Genomic DNA, 21,401 nt, shown 5'->3' on the forward strand with positions numbered 1-21,401 from the left:
AGGCCGCACACTATCGTTGCAATGTCAATATTTTTCTTTTAAAAATGATAAAAATTTTATAAAAAAGAGAGGGCATATTTGCAATATAACCATCGATTGTCATTAAAATCTTAACTTAATGACATTGCTTGTTTTCCAGCTTCTTTTAATCTAGAAACTACTTGGTCATAAATACCATTTTTCTTAATAGAACCACCACCATAGGCCACCATTACTGTTTCACCCATTGTATTAAGTTCACCATCAAAAGCATCATTCAATGCTCCTTTTCCAAAATATACCTTAGGCATGTGAGTCATTTTAAAGTTATTCATAATTAATTACCTCTTTTCAATTTTTACTCAATAAACCCTAATTGCTCTAAATAGTTAGTAACCGTCGCACTTTGATCATTTTCAATATCATCACGACTGACAGCTAAACCATCTAAAACGGTAACATTTTTATCACTTAGATATTCACGCATATCATCTTCCGTACCACTCATACCACTACCACCGTGAGTGACAAATGGGACTAAAGTTTTATTGCTGACATCATAAGTATCAAAGAAAGTTAAACTTACTTGGGGATACGTATACCACCAAATTGGATACCCAATAAAGACCGTCTCATAATCATCCATATTAATATCCAAACCCTGAATTTCCGGACGAGCATTGTGCTGTTGTTCTTGTTCTGTATAACTATATAATTCATCACCTTTAGGATAAGCAACTACTGGTTCAATCCGGCGGAAGTCACCACCGACTTGATCCGATATTTCTTTTGCTAATTTTTGGGTATTACCCCCATTAGAAAAGTAAACAACTAAAACCCGATCACTATCTAGATTGTAGCTACTGTTGCTTCTTTTCCATCTTCATTTACAATCGAATTATCGATTCCAACACTAACACTACTCCGGTTATTATAGAAATAATAACCAACAGCACCAGCAATTACGACAACAACAGCGATAGCAATTAAAATTTTCTTTTTCACTCCAACGCCTCCTTATTGTAAGATTCCAATGTTTTCCAGCCAAGACTGAACATCACTACTGTCATTAGCAGTTAACCCTTCCAACAAAGTTGCCCCAGAAACAGCTGCTTCAATCCCTGAAAGACTTTCATCAATATCACTACCACCGCTAGTACAAAATGGAATGACCGTTTTTCCAGTAAAATCATAAGATTCTAAAAAGGTATAAACAGCCATTGGTGCATCGTGCCACCAAATTGGATATCCAATAAAAATCGTATCATAATCATTCATATCAATATTCAAATTCTGGATTGCTGGTCGGGCATTTTGCTCCAATTCTTGTTGTGCAATATCTACTGTTTCTGAATATGAATCAGGATATGGTTCAACAGTTTCAATTTTAACTAAAGTGCCACCAACTAATTCATTAATTTGATTAGCAATTTCTTCAGTATTTCCAGATCTTGAAAAATATGCAATTAAAATTTTTGAATCATCAGTTGTCGTAGTTTGATCATTCGTTTGTTCATTGGTATTGTCATCAGTATTGGCTTGATTTTCCGCACTTTGATTATTTGCAGAACATCCAGCTACTACAAACAACATTAGCAATAATGCTAATACTATTTTTTTCACACGTAACACCTCTTTGTTATTTTTTTCTAATCGATAAAACTAACTTATATGTCAACAGTCCAAATAGACCGATTATTCCCAAATATTCAATAATATGTTGGATTAAGTTATCAGAGCTATCAACCATGACATAATCATTTGATAAAAACAGATAAGCGATGATCTGATTTTTGATAAACATCATTAATCCATAAATCGTCAGTAAGTAAGGAATAATAGTTAATACGATAGTTTGTAATCTTTTCGAACTAGTACTTAAGCGTCTTTTTAAGGGACTAACTATCATTTGAAGATGCAATCCTAAATGAACCGCCATTAAGACCAGTGACCAATATGAAAGGGTTAAATGAAGTCTTCTAGCTAGGGCAATTGGCAACAAATTTAAAAAAGGAATTAAACGAGACATTGATAAGCCGCTAATAATTAAGAAAATTACATCAAGTAATAATAATGTATTTACTAAGATATAAATCTTTTTAATCGCGAATATTTCCCATTGAAGATCATACGATACCAGTTTTTATTTAATAAATAATGAATTATAAAACAAATCGCCATTAAAATTCCTAAGATTTCATGAATTGTTTGGCCAGTTTGAAAAAATCCCATCAATAATATCAATAAAACTACCATTACCAAATCTAATATCCTTTTAATTCGCACCTTTTACACCTCCTCTAGACAAACCAACTCTATCAACCGGTGGTAACAATCGGCCAAATATTTTCTTCAAATAACACAATTTTACAAAATTACTTTCTATCCTTTTGATCAATCTGCTTTTGCCAAAAAGCAATTGCATCATTAATCCAGCCCTCAGCCGTGGTATTAATTCCTAAACCAAAGCCATGTCCTAAATTAGGATAACAATGAAACTCAGTTTCAATCCCACTGGCTTTTAAATGCTCAATTCTTTTTTCCATCGTTTTCCAATAAGCAATACCATCTTTTTTCCCAACACAGACATAGGTCGGTGGATCATTTGGGGTATAATCGTTATGACCAGTATATTGCATGATAATTGTTCCAGCTCGTGGATAATCAGGTTGCTTAAACGCATTTGTTCCATAACTTCCTAAATAAGCAGCCATTCTGGCTCCAGCCGAACCACCCCATAAAGAATAACAATCCATTGAAACTTCTAATTCTGATTGATGTTCAAAAATAAAAACAATCGCGGCTGCCAGATCCTGACAGGCAGTTTGAGCACTATAAGTTCGATACTGCAAAGCAAAGGCGTTATAACCTTGCTTGCTAAGAGTTAAAGCATGAGGAAAACTTTCATGAATCGAACCAACGTAAACAAAGCCACCACCAGCATTAATAATAGCAGTTGGGCCATTTTTTCTCCCTTTAAAAAAGAATAATCTGGTTTCTTTTTTACTAGGATCTTGTTTAATTTGTTCATCGGTATATATCTGATAGAATATTTTTTCTTGATTTTTAGCTTTTTGATAAAAGTATTCTAAAACAGCAATAGTTGTATCCGTATTGATATGGCTATGATAAGGAAGCAAAGAATTAATATTACTTATTTTCATCGTTGAACTTGGATAATTAAAGCCCGTTGGAAAAATAAACTGGCCATAGCCATCAAATAACGGATTATTAATAATATCATTTACTAGTGTATTTTTATCCATTTTGACCTCCTTGATATTTATTTCTTTTTCTAACTATATTTTATTAAAGAGGCTTTTTAAAGTACAATATCAATACCGCATTTCACCATGACTATTGTGCATAATAAAAAAAGATGGCCCTAAGACCATCTCTAATATTATTTTTTCTTTCTAAATACCAGTGACTTAATACCGCGGCTAACAACCTGGAAAAAACTTAATGAACGAACAAGATTTTCTGACGGGATATATTTGTTGACCGCTCGAAGTAAAGCTTTATTGTCACGAGTAGAGAAAGTAAAATTTCCGTTTTGTTTCGTTACAACTGCAAAGCGAGGAATCCACTTACCTTTAAATAACACCGAAGCCATCACACAATTAACTTCCTCCCATGGAATTTGAATATAATCGTTAATGTTGCGTTCGTTATAAAATTCAAAAGCTTTATCGCCGACCATTACCTGTCCATAAGTTGCCATACCTAAATAAGAAGTGGCTTTAATTGTTAGATCTACTTGAGTATTTAAAGATTGTACCATGTGTTTTTCCTCCCTTTTATCTTACATAATTCCGCAAAGACGAGCTAAGATACCAACTACAAATAATGCAACGATTATTACAATTGGTGATACTTTTTTCTTTAATAACCAGCAGCATAATAATGTTAATAATAAAGCTGCAAGTCCTGGAATTAATTGATCTAAGTTTTGTTGTAATGTTGTTACTTTTTGAACATTTAATCCATCTGCCCCTAAAGTACTATATTGTTCCAAAGCGTATTTGATACCTTCTGCACCATCTTTAACTTTAGACCAATCAATATAAGCACCTTCAGATTGCGTTACAGTAGAAACAATAGGTGTAAATGAAATACTTACCCAACGTTGTACTAAAGAACCAATGATAAACATCCCCAGAATTGAAGCTCCTTGAGTAATTTTACCAAGTAATCCGCCTGATAAATCCTGAGCAATTGATGTTCCCACTTTATACCCAAATTCTTGTGTATACCAAATAAAGGCCATACGAATAATATTCCATGCAAAGAAGAATAGTAAAGGACCAATGATATTACCACTTAAAGCTAGTGAAGCTCCTAAAGCTCCTAAAATTGGACGTAATGTAAACCAGAACACTGGATCTCCAACCCCAGCAAGGGGACCCATCATTCCGACTTTAACCCCTTGAATGGCCTGGTCATTAATTTCAGCACCATTTGCTCTTTCTTCTTCTAAGGCTAAAGTAACCCCCATAACTGGCGCTGAAACATATGGATGGGTATTATAGAATTCCATATGCCGTTTTAATGCGGCAATTCTATCTTCTTTATTTGAATATAATTTTTTGATTGCTGGAATAATTGAATAACACCAACCACCATTTTGCATACGTTCATAGTTCCATGAACCTTGAAGGAACTGATGACGCCAAGCAACTGATAAACGATCTTTTTTTGATAATTTAATTTTTTCTGCCATTGTTTTTTTCCTCCTTCAAGATTTTAATAATCATTTAAAATATCACCTAATGGATCGCCAGAACCAGTACCTCCTGATCCAGAACCACCATTTTCTTTTAATCCTAAATAGATCAATGCTAAAGCAACACCGATTGCTCCTAAAGCAATTAATGTTAATTCACCGATAGCTGCTAAAACGAAACCAAGGGCGAAAAATGGCCAGGTTTCTTTAGTAGACATCATGTTAATAACCATCGCATAACCTACGGCAGCAACCATTCCACCACCGACAGTCATACCACCTGATAACCAGGCTGGCATTTGATTTAAAGCTCCGGTTACTACAGAAGCTGGAACAACACATAATGCAGCTGCAGGAATGGCAATTCTAACCCCTTGTAATAAAATTGCTAGAATATGCCACATTTCCATTGTTCTAATATTTCCTTTTTCAGCAGCATTATCCATAAAGTGTACCATTGGAATAGCAATAGTACGACAAATCATCGTTAAGAATAAACCAGCTACTGATAAAGGAATAGCTACAGCAATTGAAGTAGAGATTGCTGTTTGAACATCAGTAGTTCCACCTTGTAAACCTAATACCATAATAATTGCTGAGGCCACTGAAGCTAAAGCAGCATCTGGTGCTACGGCTGCTCCAACGTTAGCCCATCCTAAAGCGATCATTTGTAAAGAACCACCTAAAATAATTCCTTCTGTCAAATGTCCGCTAACCAAACCAATCAAGGTACATGCCACTAATGGCTGATGGAACTGGAATTCGTCTAAAATTCCTTCCATACCAGCTAAAAGGGCAATTATTATAATTAAGACAATTGTAATTAATGACATTATAATTCCTCCCGTTTTTAAGCGTTTGCTAATTCACTTTTAGCTTTTTTCAATAAAGTATCGATATTTTCACTAGAATCACTAGGTACTTTTCGAACATCAAATTTAATTCCTTTTGCTTTAATAGCTTCAATTGTTTTAACATCATCATTATCCATAGCAATAGCCTTGTTAACAACGACTTTACCAATTGAATGCGCCATAGAACCAATATTTAATTCCTTAATATCCACACCACCTTCAATTGCCTTTAAAGCATCTTGAGGTGTTTCAAATAACAACATTGCTTTTGTATTTCCAAAACGTGGATCCTTGGCAACTTGAATCATTTTACTAATTGGCACTACATTAGCTCTAACACCTGGTGGTGCCGCCTGTTCAATCATTTTCTTTCTTAAGTCATCATGAGCTACTGAATCAGAAACAACGATGATTCGATTTGGCTGAGTTTGTTTAGTCCATGTAGTGGCTACTTGACCATGAAGTAATCTTGTATCAACTCGAGCTAAAACATACTTGATCTTTCCATCTCCAATAACTGTCCCCTCAGGAATCGCTCCCTGTGGTACTTCTTGAACCTCAGCTTGAGCTGTAGTTGTCTTTGGTTCTAAACTTTCAGGTTTTGCTCTAACCCCTTCTCGAGCAACTTCAGTAATATGGGTTGCTATTTCATGAGCAGTTTCCATTGACATTCTAGAAGCATAAGCTTCAATTAACATTGGTAAATTTAAACCAGTAACGATTGCCCATGTGTCTTCATGACCATCAATCAAACCATTAGCCTGATTGAATGGTGTTCCACCCCATAAATCAATTAAAAATAAAACTTGTTCTTGATTTTCAAAGGTGGCAATTGCTGCTTCCATTTTGGCTTTTAAGTCATCTGGTCCTTCACTAGGTTGTAAGGTAACGGCTTTAACATCTTTTTGTTCCCCAAAGATCATTGATCCTGATTGTAAGATTCCGCTAGCAAAATCACCATGACTAGCCAGAATAATTCCTACCATTATTTTTCCTCCTTTTCTTTTAACCCCTTATAATGTACAAAAAAAGCAGACACAACTATTAAAAGATATAATAACCCCAACATTATTAATCTTAAAAATAGTTAATGCCTGCCTAACAGTTACACACTATAAAGTATTCAATTTATGACATAATCATAGCATTAATCAAATAAATTTGTCAAGCCAGTTTCCAATTTTATTGAATGCTCGATAAGATCCTTTCTAGATGCAATGCTAGATAACCTACTTCTGCTTCAGGTAATTGTTTGTTTAATGCTTTTGATAAAGCATCACACATATTGACTGCCTGATCATAAGCAAATGGAAATTTTTCTTTGGCAAAATCAGTAATATTCATCTGCAACTCTTCATTAGTATTCAATCGAAGAATTAAAAACTTAATATGATTCATCAATCGTACATAAGAAATGGAATTAATATCAATGACTATATTTAAATCTTTCTGTAATTTAACGATACTGTCATGAACTACTCTAGTGGCTTCCATCGACTCAACAACACGATTTGATGAAATAGCCGAGTGAATATGTAAAGTAATAAAACCGGCTTCATCATCATTGATTGTCATTCCCGTATATTTTTTTATAATCTGTTTTCCCTGGAAAGCTACTTCATATTCATTAGGAAAAAGCAATCTAATGTCAGTTAAAAACGGATTTGATGGCATCAAATTTTCTTTCATTCGTTTAATTGCAAAGAAGATATGATCAGCTAGTGGCAATAAAATATCATTATCGACCTGATCAAACTTTTCACTTGCCAGACGAATTATTTCGGAAGCAATTTCTAAATAAACCGGGTCAATATAATTGATGATATTTGCAGCTTTGCCTCTGGCCTCATAATCTTTTTGCATTAGATATTTTTTAGCATTACGAGGGATTTCAATTAACTCATTAGCTTTTTTGCTAAATCCTATTCCTTTTGCCATAATAATGGTTTCTTCCTGGTGATAAACTGCCAAAATAGTATTGTTGTTTAGCACTTTTATTATTTTATATATCTTGTTTTCACTCATACAACTTCACTATAACTGCTCCTTTTTCTTTTTTGCCATATTCTTTTTCAATTTGACAGCAATCATCATTTTTAGTAATCACTAACAAAAGATTTTCACTTTCAGCTTTTTCTTTAATATAAGCTAAATCAGCATTCCACAATAAATCACCTTGGGCTACTCGCTGATTAACTTTAACTAATAATTCAAAACCTTCACCATTTAGATTAACCGTATTAATTCCAAAATGCAACAATAATTCTACCCCATTATCTAATTGCATTCCTAAAGCATGTTTAGCTGGATAAATCATGGTAATAATACCATCATATGGTGCTACTACCAAACCATGAGATGGCTTGATCATCACTCCATCACCTAAAAGTTTATGGGCAAAAAGTTTATCGCTGCATTGTTCGATTGGTAAAACTTCACCATCAACCGGATTTATCAGTTCAATTACCGAAGTTTCACTTTGCTGTTTTCTTTTCAAATCATCGTATTCTTCAGGAATCGTGGTTAGATATTCCTCTAATTTAGTTTTAACCGTTGAAGCTTTAGGGCCATAAATAACCTGAGCTGTATTACCTTGTAAAACAACAGCTGCTGCCCCAGATTGTTTTAACAAACTTTCATTTACTAATTCTTGGTCTTCAATCGTTACCCGTAATCTCGTAATACAACAATCCAAATTACTAAAATTATGGCGTCCGCCCAATCCTTGGACGATTAATTGCGACTGCTTATCTAATTCAACTTCTTTTAAAATATTTTTATCTCCAAATTTAGGCTTTTTAAAAACTACCAAGCGATCATCATCTTCACGGCCAATCGTCTTTAAATCCTTTTTCTTAATTAAAAATTTAAAACTGAAATAATATAATCCAAAATAAACAATTCCAATGGGAATCATCAGCATCCAGCTAGTTTTACTATTTCCCTGTAATACTCCAAAAATAATAAAATCAATAATTCCCCCCGAAAAGGTCAATCCAATCGCAATATTAAGCATATGGGCAATCATATAGGCACTACCAGCTAAAACTACTTCAACTCCAAATAAAATTGGTGCTGAAAACAGGAAAGTAAATTCTAATGGCTCGGTAATCCCAGTTAAAATACTCGTCAACGTAGCTGTTAGCAATAAACTGCCGATTAATTTTCTTTTTTGTGGTTTCGCCATTTGATACATCGCTAAAGCCGCACCTGGTAAGCCAAAGATCATAAAAATAAATTTACCCGTAAAATACCGTGTTGCTTCACTGCTGAAATGTTGTACTGAGGCATCAGCCAGCTGAGCAAAGAAAATATTTTGACCACCATAGACCATCGCTCCATTTACTAACATCGAACCACCAATCGCTGTTTGCCAAAATGGTAAATAAAATACATGATGTAAACCAAACGGAACTAATAATCGTTCAATCATGCCATAAACAAAGGTTCCAAAATATCCGGAATCACTAATTACATTACCTAAAGCAAAAATGGCATTTTGGACAAAAGGCCAAACATAAAACATCACTACCCCTACGATGACATAAGTAATTGTCGCAATAATAGGAATAAATCGTTCTCCTTCAAAAAAAGATAACACAGCTGGAAGTTGAATCTGATAGAAACGATTGTGTAAATAACTTACGCCTAATCCAACGATAATACCACCAAAAACTCCCATTTCCAGTGAATAAATTCCACAAACCGACGATATAGTTCCTTGTAATACATGATCAGCAATTTGATTATCAACAATCAAACCATCTAATGTCAACATCCCATTGATCGTAGTATGCATGACAAAAAAAGCAATTACCGCTGATAAAACCGTTACTTCTTTAGCTCTTTTAGCCATTGCTAAAGCTACTGAGGCGGCAAAAATTAATGGTAAATTATTGAATAAGCCACTACCGACTTTTGATAAAATGACTAAACATTGGTTTAAAAATGTCCCCTTACCGATAAAAGCTTCTAAATGCAACATTGAAATTGTCGCTTCATTAGTTAAAGATTGTCCGATTCCTAGAAAAAAACCCGCAATCGGCAATAAAGCAATTGGCAACATAAAACTACGTCCAATTCGCTGTAAGACCCCTAAAATTCTTGCTTTCATATCTTCCCTCTTTCATCCAGTTCTAAACATTTACTCTATCATAATAAGCAAAGTTGCTAAATGTCAACAATAATCGAATTTTTCATTGTTACAAAAAAAAGATACAGAGATTTCTCTGTATCTAAGATAAAATCTGGATATTTTAATCAATCCCAAACTTAGCGGATAAAATTAGTATGGATTGCAGCTTCTTTTTCTGGTAAACCATATTTTTCTTTACCAAGTTGGATACTTTTGATCAAGAAGGCCATATTACGTCCTAGTGTCCGCATTGTTTGCATTCCTTCTAAATCCTGGCGCACTTCTTCTGGGGTATTACCATGAACCTGATTCCAATACTGACTAGAAGCAACTGGCATTCCAGAAATAGTGAAATATTTATTGATTTCATCAAATGTCGCTGTATTTCCAGCCCGACGTGCTGAAACAACTGCCGCTCCAACTTTCATTGTCTTATCTTCAGTCATACTATAGAATAAACGATCGATAAATGAAATCAAAGTTCCATTAGCTGAGGCAAAATAAACTGGTGAGCCAATGACAATACCATCACATTCTTTAAATTTTGGAGCCACTTCATTGACAATGTCGCCAAAAACACATTTTCCAGTTGTTTTACATTTACGACAACCAATACAACCACGAATATTTTTATGCCCAACATTAATAATTTCAGTTTCAATACCTTCGTTTTCCAATGTTGTCGCTACTTCTGATAGCGCCGTATAAGTACAGCCTTTAGTATTAGGGCTTCCATTAATTAAAATAACTTTCATTTTATCTAATATATCTCCTATCTATTTAATCCACAAATCATTTCCACTGTAGCTGGATCATAGTGAGAGAAGAATGAACTTTCTTGTTTATCCATTGCGGTAATTATTTTCATATCTTCATCACTTAATTCAAAATCAAAGATATTAATATTTTCAGCCATTCTTTCCTTTTTAACTGATTTAGCTAGAGGGACGATTCCTCTTTGTAATAACCATCTTAAAATTACTTGCGCAACACTCTTTCCGTATTTTTCACCAATAGCTTTTAATTCTGGATTAGTAAACATTCCATTTTTACCTTCAGCAAATGGAGCCCAGGCTTCCATTTGGACACCATATTTTTCATTATATGTTTGAGCAGTAATTTGTTGGTGAAAAGCATTTACTTCAACCTGGTTGACAGCTGGTTTAACATCGGCAAAGATTGCTAGATCAACTAAACGATCAGGATAGAAATTAGAAACACCAATAGCTTTAATTTTTCCTTCTTGATATAAACCCTCTAATGCTCGATAAGCACCATAATAATCATTAAATGGTTGATGTAATAATACTAAATCAAGATAATCTAATTGCATTTTCTTTAATGTCTCTTCAATTGAAGCTTTAGTTTTATCATAGCCATAATTAGAAATCCACACTTTAGTTGTAATAAATAATTCTTCACGAGGTATTGAAGTTTCTTTAATTGCTTGGCCAACTGCTTCTTCGTTGCCATATGATTGTGCTGTGTCAATCAAACGATATCCAACATCAATTGCATCTAAAACAGCTTGTTTACATTCCTCAAGATCTTTAATTTGAAATACTCCAAAGCCAACACTTGGCATTTTTAAACCATTATTTAAAGTTACAAACTCCATAAATATTTGTCCTCCATTTCAATTATACTCTTAATCATTGATTTTAGAAACTTTTAATCATGGATTTTTAGACCCATCAATCTAGTTTCATTTGACATATCTTCAGGATCATGAGTTCCTTTCCCAGTATCCATTGCTTCAATTTTACTCATTTCTTCATCGGTCAATTCAAAATCAAAAATATCGATATTTCCTTTAATTCTTTCATCATTAGTTGATTTTGGTAATGAAATAATTCCTTCTTGGAAATGCCATCTTAAAATAATTTGTCCAACATTTTTATGATATTTATTAGCTAAAGAAACTAAATATTCATTTTCCAATAATTCTTTATTACCATGTCCTAATGGATACCATGCTTCAATTTTAATATCATATTTAGCCATTTCTTCACGTAAAGGTCTTTGTTGGAAGAATGGATTACATTCAACTTGATTAACAGCTGGCATAATTGTCATACCATCTTTAAATTTATTCCATAAGTTAATTGTCACATTAGAAATACCAATTGATTTAATTTTCCCTTGAGCAACTGCTTCTTCTAATGCTTTCCATGAACCTAAATAATCACCATATGGTTGATGTAATAAATATAAATCAATATAATCGACTCCTAAATTTTTTAAAGAATTTTCAATCCCAATTTTAGCATTTTCATAACCATAATCTTGTAACCACAACTTAGAAGTAATAAAGATTTCTTTACGATCAATTCCACTATCTTTAATAGCTTTTCCAACATCACTTTCATTCATATAACCAGCTGCAGTATCGATATGACGATATCCAACTTTTAAAGCTTTTAATGTTGCTTCATAAGTAGGCCCATCATTAGGAATCATAAATACTCCAAATCCAATTGCAGGAATTTGTTCATGATTGTTAAGTTCAAATTTTTCCATTTTTTTATTTCTCCTTTTCTTTTTAATTTACAGCTAATCATGGATTTTATATTTGTTCAGCCATTTAGCTGTCGTATAACTTTGATGATTAATAATTTCACTATAACCCAAATCCATATCGGTAATTGTTTGCATATCTTTTGTATCTAATTCAAAATCAAAGATATCCATATTCTCTTTCATTTTTTCAATTCTAATTGTTTTAGGAATAACAATTACTTTATTTTGAATATGCCACCGTAAAATAATTTGAGCAACTGTCTTATGGTATTTTCTGGCAATTGATTTTAAAAGCTCGTTATTAAAAATATCCCGTTGTCCTTCATTTAAAGGTCCCCAAGCTTCAACTCGACAATTAGAACGTTTTAAAACCTTAACCAGTTCTTGTTGTTGAAAAAAGGGATGCAATTCAATCTGATTTACCATTGGCTGAATCGAACAATTCAAACACAAATCAACATAACGTTCTGCCGAAAAATTACAGACACCAATCGCCCTGATTTTCCCTTGACGATATAAATCTTCCATTGCTCGCCATGAGCCATAATAATCACCATAAGGCTGATGAATCAAATACAAATCTAAATAATCGAGTTCTAAATTATTTAATGAGTTATAAAAAGCTTTGATCGTATTTTCATAACCACTATCTTGAACCCATACTTTAGAGGTGATAAACAACTCTTCCCTAGGCAGATTAGAAGCTTTGATTGCTTTAGCAACGCCTGGCTCATTGAAATAAGAAGCGGCGGTATCAATCAAACGATAACCTTGATTTAATGCCTCTAAAACTACTTTTTCAGCTAACGAAGATGCAATCTGTAAGGTTCCAAAACCGATAATTGGCATTTTAACCTGGTTACTAAGCTCTATCCATTCCATCTGCTCCCTCCTTACACCTATATTCTAAAAAAATCAATAAAAATTGTACAATATCAATAATACATTATGCTATAATTAAAATGCATAGTGAGGTGATTCTTATTGATTGAATTATATCAGTTAAAACAATTAATAACGATTGCAGAAACCGGAACGATTTCTAAAGCCGCTGAAAATTTAATGATCAGTCAACCTGGTTTAACCCGTTCGATTCAACGTCTCGAAGAGGACCTGGGACTAAAACTATTTGATCGAAAAAAAAATAAAATTACTCTAAATGATAACGGTATCTTGGCCGTTGAATATGCTAAAAAAATCTTAGCTGAAACTGATAAAATGATTAATCATTTACAAAGTTATGATCAAAGTAAAAAAACGATCAGTATTGGTTCGATTGCACCGGCACCAAATTGGGGCTTAAAATATTTGTTTCAACAGCATTTTCCTAATATGAATATTACTGATGAATTAAATGAAAATATTGATGAGTTGGTTAATGGGCTAGATGATCATACTTATTCCATTGTCGTGACTAATTGTCCAATCGATGATGACAAACATATTTGTATTCCATTTTTTAAAGAAAATCTTTACTTATCATTACCGCCAGCCCATCCGCTAGCTTTATTTAAAGAAATATCTTTTCAAGATCTTAATGGTGAAAGTGTTTTGTTGTTATCGAAAATTGGTTTTTGGAATGAAATTTGTTTAAAGATGATTCCTGAATCCCATTTATTGATTCAAGGAGATGATTCTGTTTTTGAAGAATTGACTAAAGCTTCAGCTTTACCGAATTTTCGCAGTAATATTACTATTCAAAGAGAAAAAGAAGAAACTAATCGAATTACGATTCCTATCACTGATAAAGAAGCCCACGTTCAATACTATCTAGTTTATAACCCAGAAAATAAAAAGGCTTTTAGTACCCTGCCAGAAGAAATTAAAACGATTGACTGGTCTAAAACGAAATAAAAAATACAAGTTATCTTTAAGGTTTATCCCATTAAAGTAAACTTGTATTTTTATTTGCATATGATATCTGCTTCAATAATAACTAATTAGCCCGTTTATCCTTTACAAGACAAGCTGTTACAATAACAAGGGCTACAGCTGCTACACCAGCACCAATAAGTAATTTAGGCATCATATCTCCTCCTTTTTTTCTTGTTATTATACTAATTATTATTGATCTTTTATTAAACAGTTGTTAGTGAGATGTTAAAAATCTTGCATATACAATAAATTAAATTCATCGATATTTAATGGCTTACCATAGAAATACCCTTGACCATAATCACAGCCAAAACTTTTAATTAATTGATTACTTTCACTTGTTTCAACCCCTTCAACAACAGTAGCAATTGATAATAGTTTAGCCAATTTAACAACTTCTTTCATAATCAACTGCGCTCGATAATTTTTCTTATCAAAAATTTCTGCTAAAAAACTTTTATCAATCTTCAATTCATCAATCTCTAACTTACCTAAAATATTAAGTGATGAATAGCCACTGCCAAAATCATCCAATGATACCCGAAATCCTAGTTTTCTTAAACTTTGAATTTTAGTATTGATCATTTCAACATTATCAACGATCAAATCTTCTAAAATTTCTAAAGTCAATAAATTAGGTTGAATTTGATATTTATCAACGATTTCTTGTAGTCGCGATACATAATTGACTTCAAAAAACAATAATTTTGATTGATTAACTGAAATACCAATTGGTTCAATTCCCTGATCGATCCAACTTCGAATATGTTTACAGGCCTGTTCAAACATATACATATCCAACTCAATACAAAAATCACTCTTTTCAAAAATAGGAATAAATTGATTGGGATAAAGCATCCGACCATCACGAGTTTTCCAGCGAACTAAGGCTTCACCCGTACAAATGCGATTATTCTTTAGATCGACTTTAGGCTGGAGATAAAATTGAAATTCACCGTCAGCTAGTGCCTGGCGCATATGGCTTTCAATATAAATGTCCAGTTTTTCTTGAACATGCAGCTGTTCATCAAAAAACCAGATACTGTTAAGATACTTTTCCTTAGCCTTTGCCAAAGCAAACATTACTCGAACCATTAAAGTATCAAAAGTTATCTCCGGATTAAGTAAATGATTAGATATCGCTACACCACAATGAACTTTTAAATAATAATTGGTATGGATCAAATCATCAGATTGAACAATTTCATCCATGATTTTTTCTAACCGAATTTTTATTACCTGAGAATTAACTTCTTTTAAAAACAAATAAAACTGATCAGCGGCATCACGACAAAAAATTTCATCCGTTTCAATATTACTTTCAAGCACTTTCTTTACATGACATAAAAGACGATCACCTTGGTCATAGCCAAACACTTCATTAAAATATTTAAATTGATGGATATTTAAAGCAACGACACAACAGTTAGGATCATGTTTAAAAGATTGCTTAGATAACTGATTAAAATATACTAGATTATAGGCACCGGTTAAATGGTCGTAATATGCTGATTTGGTCAATTCCCGGTTTCTTTTAATCAGCACATAATAGCCTAGAAAAATTAAAATAAAAATTACTAGCAAAAATAACTTTGGCAATCTTTCCCATTTAAAATTAAACAAATTATTGCTCATTTGATGTTGGATATTATTAGATAATGCCAATAATTGATATCTATTAATATCTTTAAAATTTAATATTATTATCGCAGTTATAATCTTCCCTAATTTTTTCATCTATACCCATCACCTTATAATCATCAATCACTTAAATTTAAATTTATTATAACATCTAAATCACAACTATTCTATCTAAAAAAACATTGAATATATCTAAATAATATTTATTATCTAAAAAATAAAACCATTAAACTAATTGTTTCTTCATCAATATTAGTATTAGATAGTAATCCCTGATACTTACTAATCAATCCCAAAAACTTCTGATCAAATAAATTGTCTAATTGCTTCTTATTACTAGTAACCTTAAACTGTATGATAACCTGATTTTCTTTTTTAAATGTTTTAATGAAAATAAACCGTCTTTTATCATAATTAATTACCAAGTTAAAAACGATATCTAATAATTGATCAAAAATTATCATTAAATCAGTAATTCTAATAAAACTAAAATCATGATAAGTAATCGTTGGTACAACGTTTATATCATACTGCACCATTAAATCACGGCGTTCATTAATTAAAAGATTTAAAATTGATAATTGTGAATAAATATTATTAAACTGACGGTAAGTATCATCAGCCAAGTTATTAATTTCCTCTTTTAATAATCGATAATCTTTTACTTCAACTAACTGATTTAATCGTTGACATTTTTTTAAAAGATCATGTAAAAAATAAAAATTAGTTTGATATTGTTGATCGAGTAATTGATATTTTTCAATTACGTTTTTTTCATTACCACGGCTAGTATCCAAATCATTTTTAAGACCTAATTTTACCATCGTATCATAAAGGGCAATATAAGAAAAAATCATCAATAACAATATAACGACAATAAAAACATCAAAATTATCACTGATATGATAAAGCAACTGATATTTACCAGAAATCACAACTAATAAAATACCCATAATAATCAATAATAAATAAGTTTTATTAGTTCGTGGTAATTTATGATAGTCAAATTTATTAACAATTTTCAATAATCCTATCGTCATTATCATAACTACAATAAATGTTACTACTTCTTTGATCAACCAATTATTGATATTTAGTTTATCAAAGGATAAAAAGATGATTATCTGTAATAACATTTCTAAGATCATAAAGATGATCAGCGTTGTAAATAAATCAAACTTCCGACCTTGATATAATAAAAAAATACCACCAGTATATATTACCAACATTGAATAATCGACACTTTTGTTTACATCAAATAAACTAGCAGCGATTACTAAAAAAATCGTCAATAATATAATTAAAATAGTAATGACCCGGTTATGTTTTAAGCTAGCATAGCCATAAAAAAGCCCTAAAACAATCAACCAGATCATTAAATTATAACCAACCAATTCCATGCTATATCACCTGATGCAAATATTGACTATATTGGCTAATAAACTGCTGCTTAAATCTTCTTGATAAGGGAACTAATTCCTGATTTGTCAACTTAACATCTAAATTGGTAAAACCACCGACATATTCAAAGTTAACTAAAAAAGCTTTGTGTGATTGACCGAAAGCATAATCCTTTAATAATGCAATCCAATACTTTAAAGGATAATTAGTCGATAAAGTCTGATCTTTTAAATGTAACAATGTCTTCCGTCCTAAAAACTCTACATATAATATTTCATGATAATAAATCTTTCTAGGCGCTATCTTCAAATCATCAAAACCAGCATAGTATTTTAAATAACGTTCCAACACCGCTTCCATTTCAATTTTAAAATTCTGATATTCGATAGGTTTAATAAAATAGCGATCAGCCTGAATTTTATAACCATCAACTAAATATTTAGCATAACTTGAAGTAATCACGATCCTAATATCAGGACACTGTTTTCTTAGCTGCATTCCTAGTTCAATGCCATTTTCATCTTGTAATTCAATATCTAAAAAAATCAGCTCAAATTGACTAGCCAAAACCAATAAATCTTTTCCATTATTAACTACCGTGATTTCTAACGTTAAATCTTTATTTTTAATAAATTCATTTAGACATACTTTTAAAGATTCAATATCACTTTGATTATCATCACATATTAATACTTTCATCCTTTATAACTCCTTTTACTACTATTTTAACACTATCAAAAAAAGAAGTCAGTAATCTAAGTCTATGATAGTCAAGTTGAAAAATCTAAAGTGGAATTTGACTTTTCACTTTAGAATGAAAAAATTAAACTTTTAACAGAATATTGGTTAATATCATTATTATAAGTTTAATAAACATATACTTTATTAATCAAATAGTCAACTAATTAAAATTTGTCAAGATAATCATGTTTTATATTCTTTATCCTTAAATCAAAAGTAAACGATTGATACCGATTACCATGACAAAATCAATACTATTGAAATTATTAATCTTAAAGTACATGTATTATCTAGATCATACTTTTATCAAAATAAGATATCTAAAAGAATCTGCCAATTGTTTGTTTTCCTAATTATCAGACGATTTTTTGTCAGTAATGGTATTAGTAATTTATTAGAATAATTATGAAAACTAAACAACTAACAAGATCGGCCTTGCTTACATATCCCTATCACTTTTGTCTTTGTAAGTTGAATTCTTAAACCTATTAATATCCCCGATACCAAGTTAGACCCAACTATTGTAATTACCGTCTATCCACTTTTTCATTTCAATAAAAAAGAAGTTATAATCCGCTGAGATTTTTGCTTTATTTAACGATCATGACCGAAAAATATTGGTGACTTAGCTCCTAGGTTAATTACCAAAACAATTATCAAACTTCTTAAGTCCTAGGAAAAAAACGACACTTTCTAATTAATATTTTTTTAACATTTTAGAAACATTCGAAAAACATCCTTAAATTATATTTACAATGTCAAATGAAAACTTCTATACATATTATACGAGGGAGGAATAAGATTGATTTGTCATATCACTTCGTTATATTTATGTGTAAAAGATATGAAAAGAGCTATAAAGTTTTATGAAAAATTTTTTGAACAAAGTGTTACAAAAGAAGATGACATATATAGTATATTTGATATCAATGGTTTCCGTTTAGGTCTATTTGCATATAAAAAATGAATGAAACTCATGTTTATGGTAGTAATTGTCTACCTAATCTAGTAATATTCTTTATTTTGGATACTGGTAAATCACTATTCAAAATAATCATATTCAATTCTCCCCTCCATCTTACCCTTATAATAAACAATACTATCTTAAAATACAATATTATCGATATTATTGTTAATTAATCATCATTTTCCCACGATATCAAAACAAACTTAGTTTAGTATTCGTTAATAATTATGCACTTATCAAAAATATAAAGAAACAAGCATTAAAAACACTAACATCAATCAATAAGAAAATAAAATATCATTATTTATATACACCACAATATCCTATAATACTAAGCAATTCATGTGACGTTAACGATATATATACTATCTTATAACTTTTCTTTACTAACAAAACAAAAGAAATGCTGTAATAGGTATTTCAATTTTGAAAGTCTTTTATTTGACAATAGCGCAATTGACTCTAAAAGAATTAGTAAAACTCAATGTTAAACAATCATCACTGATAATTTTATTATTAATACTCGTAGCTTTGAAACTATCAATAATTATAGTTATTTCTTGTTGCTCCTTAGTTAATGTATTTTTACAATGAAGAAACAGAAAATACTTTAGTGGATTATAATTATTGGAGTATGTATAACTATTGTTTTACTAATCTTAAAAATACAGTAATAATTCATAAAATGAGAGTGTTTATTTCAAAAAGTATTTATATTACAAAAGTATTGCCTTATTTGACTATAAGTGGTAAATACATTATATGTTTAAGATTAAATAATTAATAGAAAGGAAAAATATATTATATATTATTATAAAATATGTAATATTTTATAATTAAATATGCAAGAATTTAAAAATAAATTAATAGTACATGGTTTAATGAAAATCAATGACAAATATCTTGTGATTAAAAGAAGTGTTATTAAAAGAGGAAAACCGAATGTTTATCCTGAATTTTGGGATATTCCTGGTGGTTCTGTAGAAAACTTTGAAACACCTGTAGAAGCTTTAATTAGAGAAGCTAAAGAAGAAGTTAATTTAGATATTGAAGTAAAACAAATTATCCATGAAGATAGTAACTTTGATCAGGGTAAAAACATCATGTTTACTCGTCTTGTTTATATTTGTACTTTAAAAGATCTAAATGGTTATACGATTCAATTAGATCCTGAAGAACATAGCGAATATCGCTTTATTTCTTCTTTAGATGAAATGTCTGATGAAAAAGTTGTTCCATTTTTGATTGATATTTTAAATAACTAGATAACTATGAATTATATTATGTTAAGACTATTTTAAAAGATTTTGTAAAAAAATATAATTTAGAATTCCCCAAGGACAAATTATAGGATTGATTAGTATTAATGATGCAAGTATTACTACTATTATTAAGATGTTTACTACTTTATTAGACAATGATGAAGGATAGATTATAGATGACGTTTAGATCTTAAATATAATTACTGGTGGTGATAAAAACTAATATTTAAAATTAATAGCTCAAGAAAATTTAGAATATTTTGAGCTTTATATGAATTAAAAGAACAAATTTTATCTACAAGGATAAATAAGCTATTAAATCTTGAAAAGTAAAAATAAACCTGTAGAACAATTTTCAAAAGATATGAAACAACGTTTACAAATAACAAAACGATTAATAAATGATCTGCAATATATTTTTTTGATGAACCAACGTTAGCTTTGGACATTATACTATTACAAACAACCGCAAATATTTATCCACATTTTGACCACAGTCGTAAAATTAACTCAGCTAATATCATGATGAATATCCTTCAAGGCATAAGCAAAAATATTTAAAAAAATTTAATCTTTTTCAAAAATCATGTATTTTCCATTTATAAAATTAGGCTTGTGTTGGACATTTGTTGCACAATCTATGCACGTTTGTTGGACATTTTTGACTTTTTGCAAAATCACAGGAAAAAATAAGCATGAAAAAAAGAGATGACCAATTATCATAAAAAATATTTGTTGGACATTTTGATGTTAAAAATCTAGTTCGCTCTTAAATTTTTATAAAAACGAAAAAAACTCTAAACTCCTAGTAAATAAAGGGTTTAGAGCAAATGTAAAACAAAAATACAACCTGTAAAATCAAATAAAAATAAAAAATACTTCAGCAATAATTCTGAAGTAAAAATCAACATGGTGCGGGTGACAGGAATCGAACCTGCACGCCGAAGGCGCTAGATCCTAAGTCTAGTGCGTCTGCCAGTTCCGCCACACCCGCATTTTTTAATTTAATGGTGCCGGCTAAAGGACTTGAACCCTCAACCTACTGATTACAAGTCAGTTGCTCTACCAATTGAGCTAAGCCGGCTTATAATACAAATGGTGGAGGTTAACGGGCTCGAACCGCTGACCCTCTGCTTGTAAGGCAGATGCTCTCCCAACTGAGCTAAACCTCCAAAATGGTGACCTGTACGGGATTCGAACCCGTGAATGCATGCGTGAAAGGCATGTGAGTTAACCGTTTCTCCAACAGGCCACATGGCGCTTGAAGTAGGACTCGAACCTACGACCGATCGGTTAACAG

General features: G+C 31.3%; 22 protein-coding genes, 4 tRNA genes and 1 pseudogene. 3 read left to right on the forward strand and 24 right to left on the reverse strand.

Annotation, left to right across the window (positions count from 1 at the left end):
* Window positions 1–110: 110 nt before the first annotated feature.
* The 17 genes and pseudogenes from Q0K54_RS04345 to Q0K54_RS04425 form a co-directional block, all read right to left on the reverse strand.
* Window positions 111–314, reverse strand: coding sequence for an iron-containing alcohol dehydrogenase (locus tag Q0K54_RS04345; RefSeq protein WP_294578638.1), 204 nt, complete (start codon window positions 312–314; stop codon window positions 111–113).
* A gap of 23 nt (window positions 315–337) precedes the next feature.
* Window positions 338–808 (reverse strand): annotated as a pseudogene (locus Q0K54_RS04350) (flavodoxin); the annotation flags it as partial.
* 20 nt (window positions 809–828) lie between these two features.
* The gene (locus Q0K54_RS04355) at window positions 829–984 is read right to left on the reverse strand and encodes a hypothetical protein (protein WP_294578639.1); all 156 of its coding nucleotides are present in this window, start codon (window positions 982–984) and stop codon (window positions 829–831) included.
* Window positions 985–996: 12 nt separating this feature from the next.
* Window positions 997–1,602: a flavodoxin gene (locus Q0K54_RS04360; RefSeq protein WP_294578640.1), complete on the reverse strand. Its 606-nt coding sequence runs from the start codon at window positions 1,600–1,602 to the stop codon at window positions 997–999.
* Window positions 1,603–1,618: 16 nt separating this feature from the next.
* Window positions 1,619–2,008 carry a hypothetical protein gene (locus tag Q0K54_RS04365; protein ID WP_294578641.1) on the reverse strand — a complete coding sequence of 130 codons (390 nt, stop codon included), beginning with the start codon at window positions 2,006–2,008 and terminating at the stop codon, window positions 1,619–1,621.
* A gap of 53 nt (window positions 2,009–2,061) precedes the next feature.
* Window positions 2,062–2,265, reverse strand: a complete 204-nt coding sequence (locus Q0K54_RS04370; protein WP_294578642.1) for a hypothetical protein — start codon at window positions 2,263–2,265, stop codon at window positions 2,062–2,064.
* 89 nt (window positions 2,266–2,354) lie between these two features.
* Window positions 2,355–3,245: an alpha/beta hydrolase gene (locus Q0K54_RS04375; protein WP_294578643.1), complete on the reverse strand. Its 891-nt coding sequence runs from the start codon at window positions 3,243–3,245 to the stop codon at window positions 2,355–2,357.
* A 137-nt stretch (window positions 3,246–3,382) separates the two neighbouring features.
* Entirely contained in the window at window positions 3,383–3,763 is a 381-nt protein-coding gene (locus Q0K54_RS04380) for a DUF956 family protein (protein WP_294578644.1), read from the reverse strand.
* 21 nt (window positions 3,764–3,784) lie between these two features.
* Entirely contained in the window at window positions 3,785–4,702 is a 918-nt protein-coding gene (locus Q0K54_RS04385) for a PTS system mannose/fructose/sorbose family transporter subunit IID (protein ID WP_294578645.1), read from the reverse strand.
* A 23-nt stretch (window positions 4,703–4,725) separates the two neighbouring features.
* The gene (locus Q0K54_RS04390; RefSeq protein WP_294578646.1) at window positions 4,726–5,538 is read right to left on the reverse strand and encodes a PTS mannose/fructose/sorbose transporter subunit IIC; all 813 of its coding nucleotides are present in this window, start codon (window positions 5,536–5,538) and stop codon (window positions 4,726–4,728) included.
* Window positions 5,539–5,555: 17 nt separating this feature from the next.
* Window positions 5,556–6,545 (reverse strand): mannose/fructose/sorbose PTS transporter subunit IIA, encoded by a 990-nt coding sequence (locus Q0K54_RS04395; protein WP_294578647.1) that lies wholly within the window; start codon window positions 6,543–6,545, stop codon window positions 5,556–5,558.
* Window positions 6,546–6,741: 196 nt separating this feature from the next.
* The gene (locus Q0K54_RS04400) at window positions 6,742–7,569 is read right to left on the reverse strand and encodes a PRD domain-containing protein (protein WP_374011447.1); all 828 of its coding nucleotides are present in this window, start codon (window positions 7,567–7,569) and stop codon (window positions 6,742–6,744) included.
* 7 nt (window positions 7,570–7,576) lie between these two features.
* Window positions 7,577–9,673: a PTS transporter subunit IIABC gene (locus Q0K54_RS04405; protein ID WP_294578649.1), complete on the reverse strand. Its 2,097-nt coding sequence runs from the start codon at window positions 9,671–9,673 to the stop codon at window positions 7,577–7,579.
* A gap of 158 nt (window positions 9,674–9,831) precedes the next feature.
* On the reverse strand, window positions 9,832–10,449 hold the full coding sequence (locus Q0K54_RS04410) for a flavodoxin family protein (protein WP_294578650.1): 618 nt from the start codon (window positions 10,447–10,449) through the stop codon (window positions 9,832–9,834).
* Between the two features lie 17 nt (window positions 10,450–10,466).
* Entirely contained in the window at window positions 10,467–11,312 is an 846-nt protein-coding gene (locus tag Q0K54_RS04415) for an aldo/keto reductase (protein ID WP_294578651.1), read from the reverse strand.
* A 53-nt stretch (window positions 11,313–11,365) separates the two neighbouring features.
* The gene (locus Q0K54_RS04420; protein WP_294578652.1) at window positions 11,366–12,214 is read right to left on the reverse strand and encodes an aldo/keto reductase; all 849 of its coding nucleotides are present in this window, start codon (window positions 12,212–12,214) and stop codon (window positions 11,366–11,368) included.
* A gap of 33 nt (window positions 12,215–12,247) precedes the next feature.
* Window positions 12,248–13,096: an aldo/keto reductase gene (locus Q0K54_RS04425; RefSeq protein WP_294578653.1), complete on the reverse strand. Its 849-nt coding sequence runs from the start codon at window positions 13,094–13,096 to the stop codon at window positions 12,248–12,250.
* Between the two features lie 102 nt (window positions 13,097–13,198).
* Here Q0K54_RS04425 and Q0K54_RS04430 point away from each other — a divergent pair, with 102 nt between their 5' ends.
* On the forward strand, window positions 13,199–14,068 hold the full coding sequence (locus tag Q0K54_RS04430) for a LysR family transcriptional regulator (protein ID WP_294578654.1): 870 nt from the start codon (window positions 13,199–13,201) through the stop codon (window positions 14,066–14,068).
* A 246-nt stretch (window positions 14,069–14,314) separates the two neighbouring features.
* Here Q0K54_RS04430 and Q0K54_RS04435 read toward each other — a convergent pair whose 3' ends face one another.
* The 3 genes from Q0K54_RS04435 to Q0K54_RS04445 form a co-directional block, all read right to left on the reverse strand.
* Window positions 14,315–15,826 (reverse strand): bifunctional diguanylate cyclase/phosphodiesterase, encoded by a 1,512-nt coding sequence (locus Q0K54_RS04435; RefSeq protein ID WP_294578655.1) that lies wholly within the window; start codon window positions 15,824–15,826, stop codon window positions 14,315–14,317.
* A gap of 110 nt (window positions 15,827–15,936) precedes the next feature.
* Window positions 15,937–17,130: a hypothetical protein gene (locus tag Q0K54_RS04440; RefSeq protein ID WP_294578656.1), complete on the reverse strand. Its 1,194-nt coding sequence runs from the start codon at window positions 17,128–17,130 to the stop codon at window positions 15,937–15,939.
* Between the two features lies 1 nt (window position 17,131).
* Complete coding sequence (locus tag Q0K54_RS04445) at window positions 17,132–17,830, reverse strand: LytTR family DNA-binding domain-containing protein (protein WP_294578657.1); 699 nt, start codon at window positions 17,828–17,830, stop codon at window positions 17,132–17,134.
* 886 nt (window positions 17,831–18,716) lie between these two features.
* On the opposite strand from Q0K54_RS04445, the gene Q0K54_RS13770 reads away from it, so the two are divergent.
* Both Q0K54_RS13770 and Q0K54_RS04450 read left to right on the forward strand, forming a co-directional pair.
* Window positions 18,717–18,839, forward strand: a complete 123-nt coding sequence (locus Q0K54_RS13770) for a hypothetical protein (RefSeq protein WP_374011446.1) — start codon at window positions 18,717–18,719, stop codon at window positions 18,837–18,839.
* Window positions 18,840–19,720: 881 nt separating this feature from the next.
* Window positions 19,721–20,104 (forward strand): NUDIX hydrolase, encoded by a 384-nt coding sequence (locus Q0K54_RS04450; protein ID WP_294578658.1) that lies wholly within the window; start codon window positions 19,721–19,723, stop codon window positions 20,102–20,104.
* Between the two features lie 907 nt (window positions 20,105–21,011).
* Here the strand turns inward: Q0K54_RS04450 and Q0K54_RS04455 are convergent.
* The 4 genes from Q0K54_RS04455 to Q0K54_RS04470 all read right to left on the reverse strand — a co-directional run bounded on the left by Q0K54_RS04455 (window position 21,012) and on the right by Q0K54_RS04470 (window position 21,353).
* Window positions 21,012–21,095 (reverse strand) — tRNA-Leu (locus Q0K54_RS04455).
* A gap of 14 nt (window positions 21,096–21,109) precedes the next feature.
* A tRNA-Thr gene (locus tag Q0K54_RS04460) sits at window positions 21,110–21,185 on the reverse strand.
* Between the two features lie 12 nt (window positions 21,186–21,197).
* Window positions 21,198–21,273: transfer RNA gene (locus tag Q0K54_RS04465), tRNA-Val, on the reverse strand.
* A 4-nt stretch (window positions 21,274–21,277) separates the two neighbouring features.
* Window positions 21,278–21,353: transfer RNA gene (locus Q0K54_RS04470), tRNA-Glu, on the reverse strand.
* Between the last annotated feature and the right edge of the window lie 48 nt (window positions 21,354–21,401).

This window comes from uncultured Thomasclavelia sp. (assembly GCF_944324745.1).
Taxonomy (GTDB): domain Bacteria; phylum Bacillota_I; class Bacilli_A; order Erysipelotrichales; family Coprobacillaceae; genus Thomasclavelia.

Excerpts from the sequence above, each read along its gene's own strand:
- Q0K54_RS04445 (WP_294578657.1), bottom strand. The coding sequence starts at position 17,830 with ATGAAAGTATTAATATGTGATGATAATCAAAGTGATATTGAATCTTTA.
- Q0K54_RS04410 (WP_294578650.1), bottom strand. The coding sequence starts at position 10,449 with ATGAAAGTTATTTTAATTAATGGAAGCCCTAATACTAAAGGCTGTACT.
- Q0K54_RS04375 (WP_294578643.1), bottom strand. The coding sequence starts at position 3,245 with ATGGATAAAAATACACTAGTAAATGATATTATTAATAATCCGTTATTT.
- Q0K54_RS04380 (WP_294578644.1), bottom strand. The coding sequence starts at position 3,763 with ATGGTACAATCTTTAAATACTCAAGTAGATCTAACAATTAAAGCCACT.
- Q0K54_RS04420 (WP_294578652.1), bottom strand. The coding sequence starts at position 12,214 with ATGGAAAAATTTGAACTTAACAATCATGAACAAATTCCTGCAATTGGA.
- Q0K54_RS04425 (WP_294578653.1), bottom strand. The coding sequence starts at position 13,096 with ATGGAATGGATAGAGCTTAGTAACCAGGTTAAAATGCCAATTATCGGT.
- Q0K54_RS04440 (WP_294578656.1), bottom strand. The coding sequence starts at position 17,130 with ATGGAATTGGTTGGTTATAATTTAATGATCTGGTTGATTGTTTTAGGG.
- Q0K54_RS04390 (WP_294578646.1), bottom strand. The coding sequence starts at position 5,538 with ATGTCATTAATTACAATTGTCTTAATTATAATAATTGCCCTTTTAGCT.
- Q0K54_RS13770 (WP_374011446.1), top strand. The coding sequence starts at position 18,717 with ATGAAAAGAGCTATAAAGTTTTATGAAAAATTTTTTGAACAAAGTGTT.
- Q0K54_RS04385 (WP_294578645.1), bottom strand. The coding sequence starts at position 4,702 with ATGGCAGAAAAAATTAAATTATCAAAAAAAGATCGTTTATCAGTTGCT.
- Q0K54_RS04395 (WP_294578647.1), bottom strand. The coding sequence starts at position 6,545 with ATGGTAGGAATTATTCTGGCTAGTCATGGTGATTTTGCTAGCGGAATC.
- Q0K54_RS04405 (WP_294578649.1), bottom strand. The coding sequence starts at position 9,673 with ATGAAAGCAAGAATTTTAGGGGTCTTACAGCGAATTGGACGTAGTTTT.
- Q0K54_RS04435 (WP_294578655.1), bottom strand. The coding sequence starts at position 15,826 with ATGAAAAAATTAGGGAAGATTATAACTGCGATAATAATATTAAATTTT.
- Q0K54_RS04415 (WP_294578651.1), bottom strand. The coding sequence starts at position 11,312 with ATGGAGTTTGTAACTTTAAATAATGGTTTAAAAATGCCAAGTGTTGGC.
- Q0K54_RS04345 (WP_294578638.1), bottom strand. The coding sequence starts at position 314 with ATGAATAACTTTAAAATGACTCACATGCCTAAGGTATATTTTGGAAAA.
- Q0K54_RS04365 (WP_294578641.1), bottom strand. The coding sequence starts at position 2,008 with ATGTCTCGTTTAATTCCTTTTTTAAATTTGTTGCCAATTGCCCTAGCT.
- Q0K54_RS04450 (WP_294578658.1), top strand. The coding sequence starts at position 19,721 with ATGAAAATCAATGACAAATATCTTGTGATTAAAAGAAGTGTTATTAAA.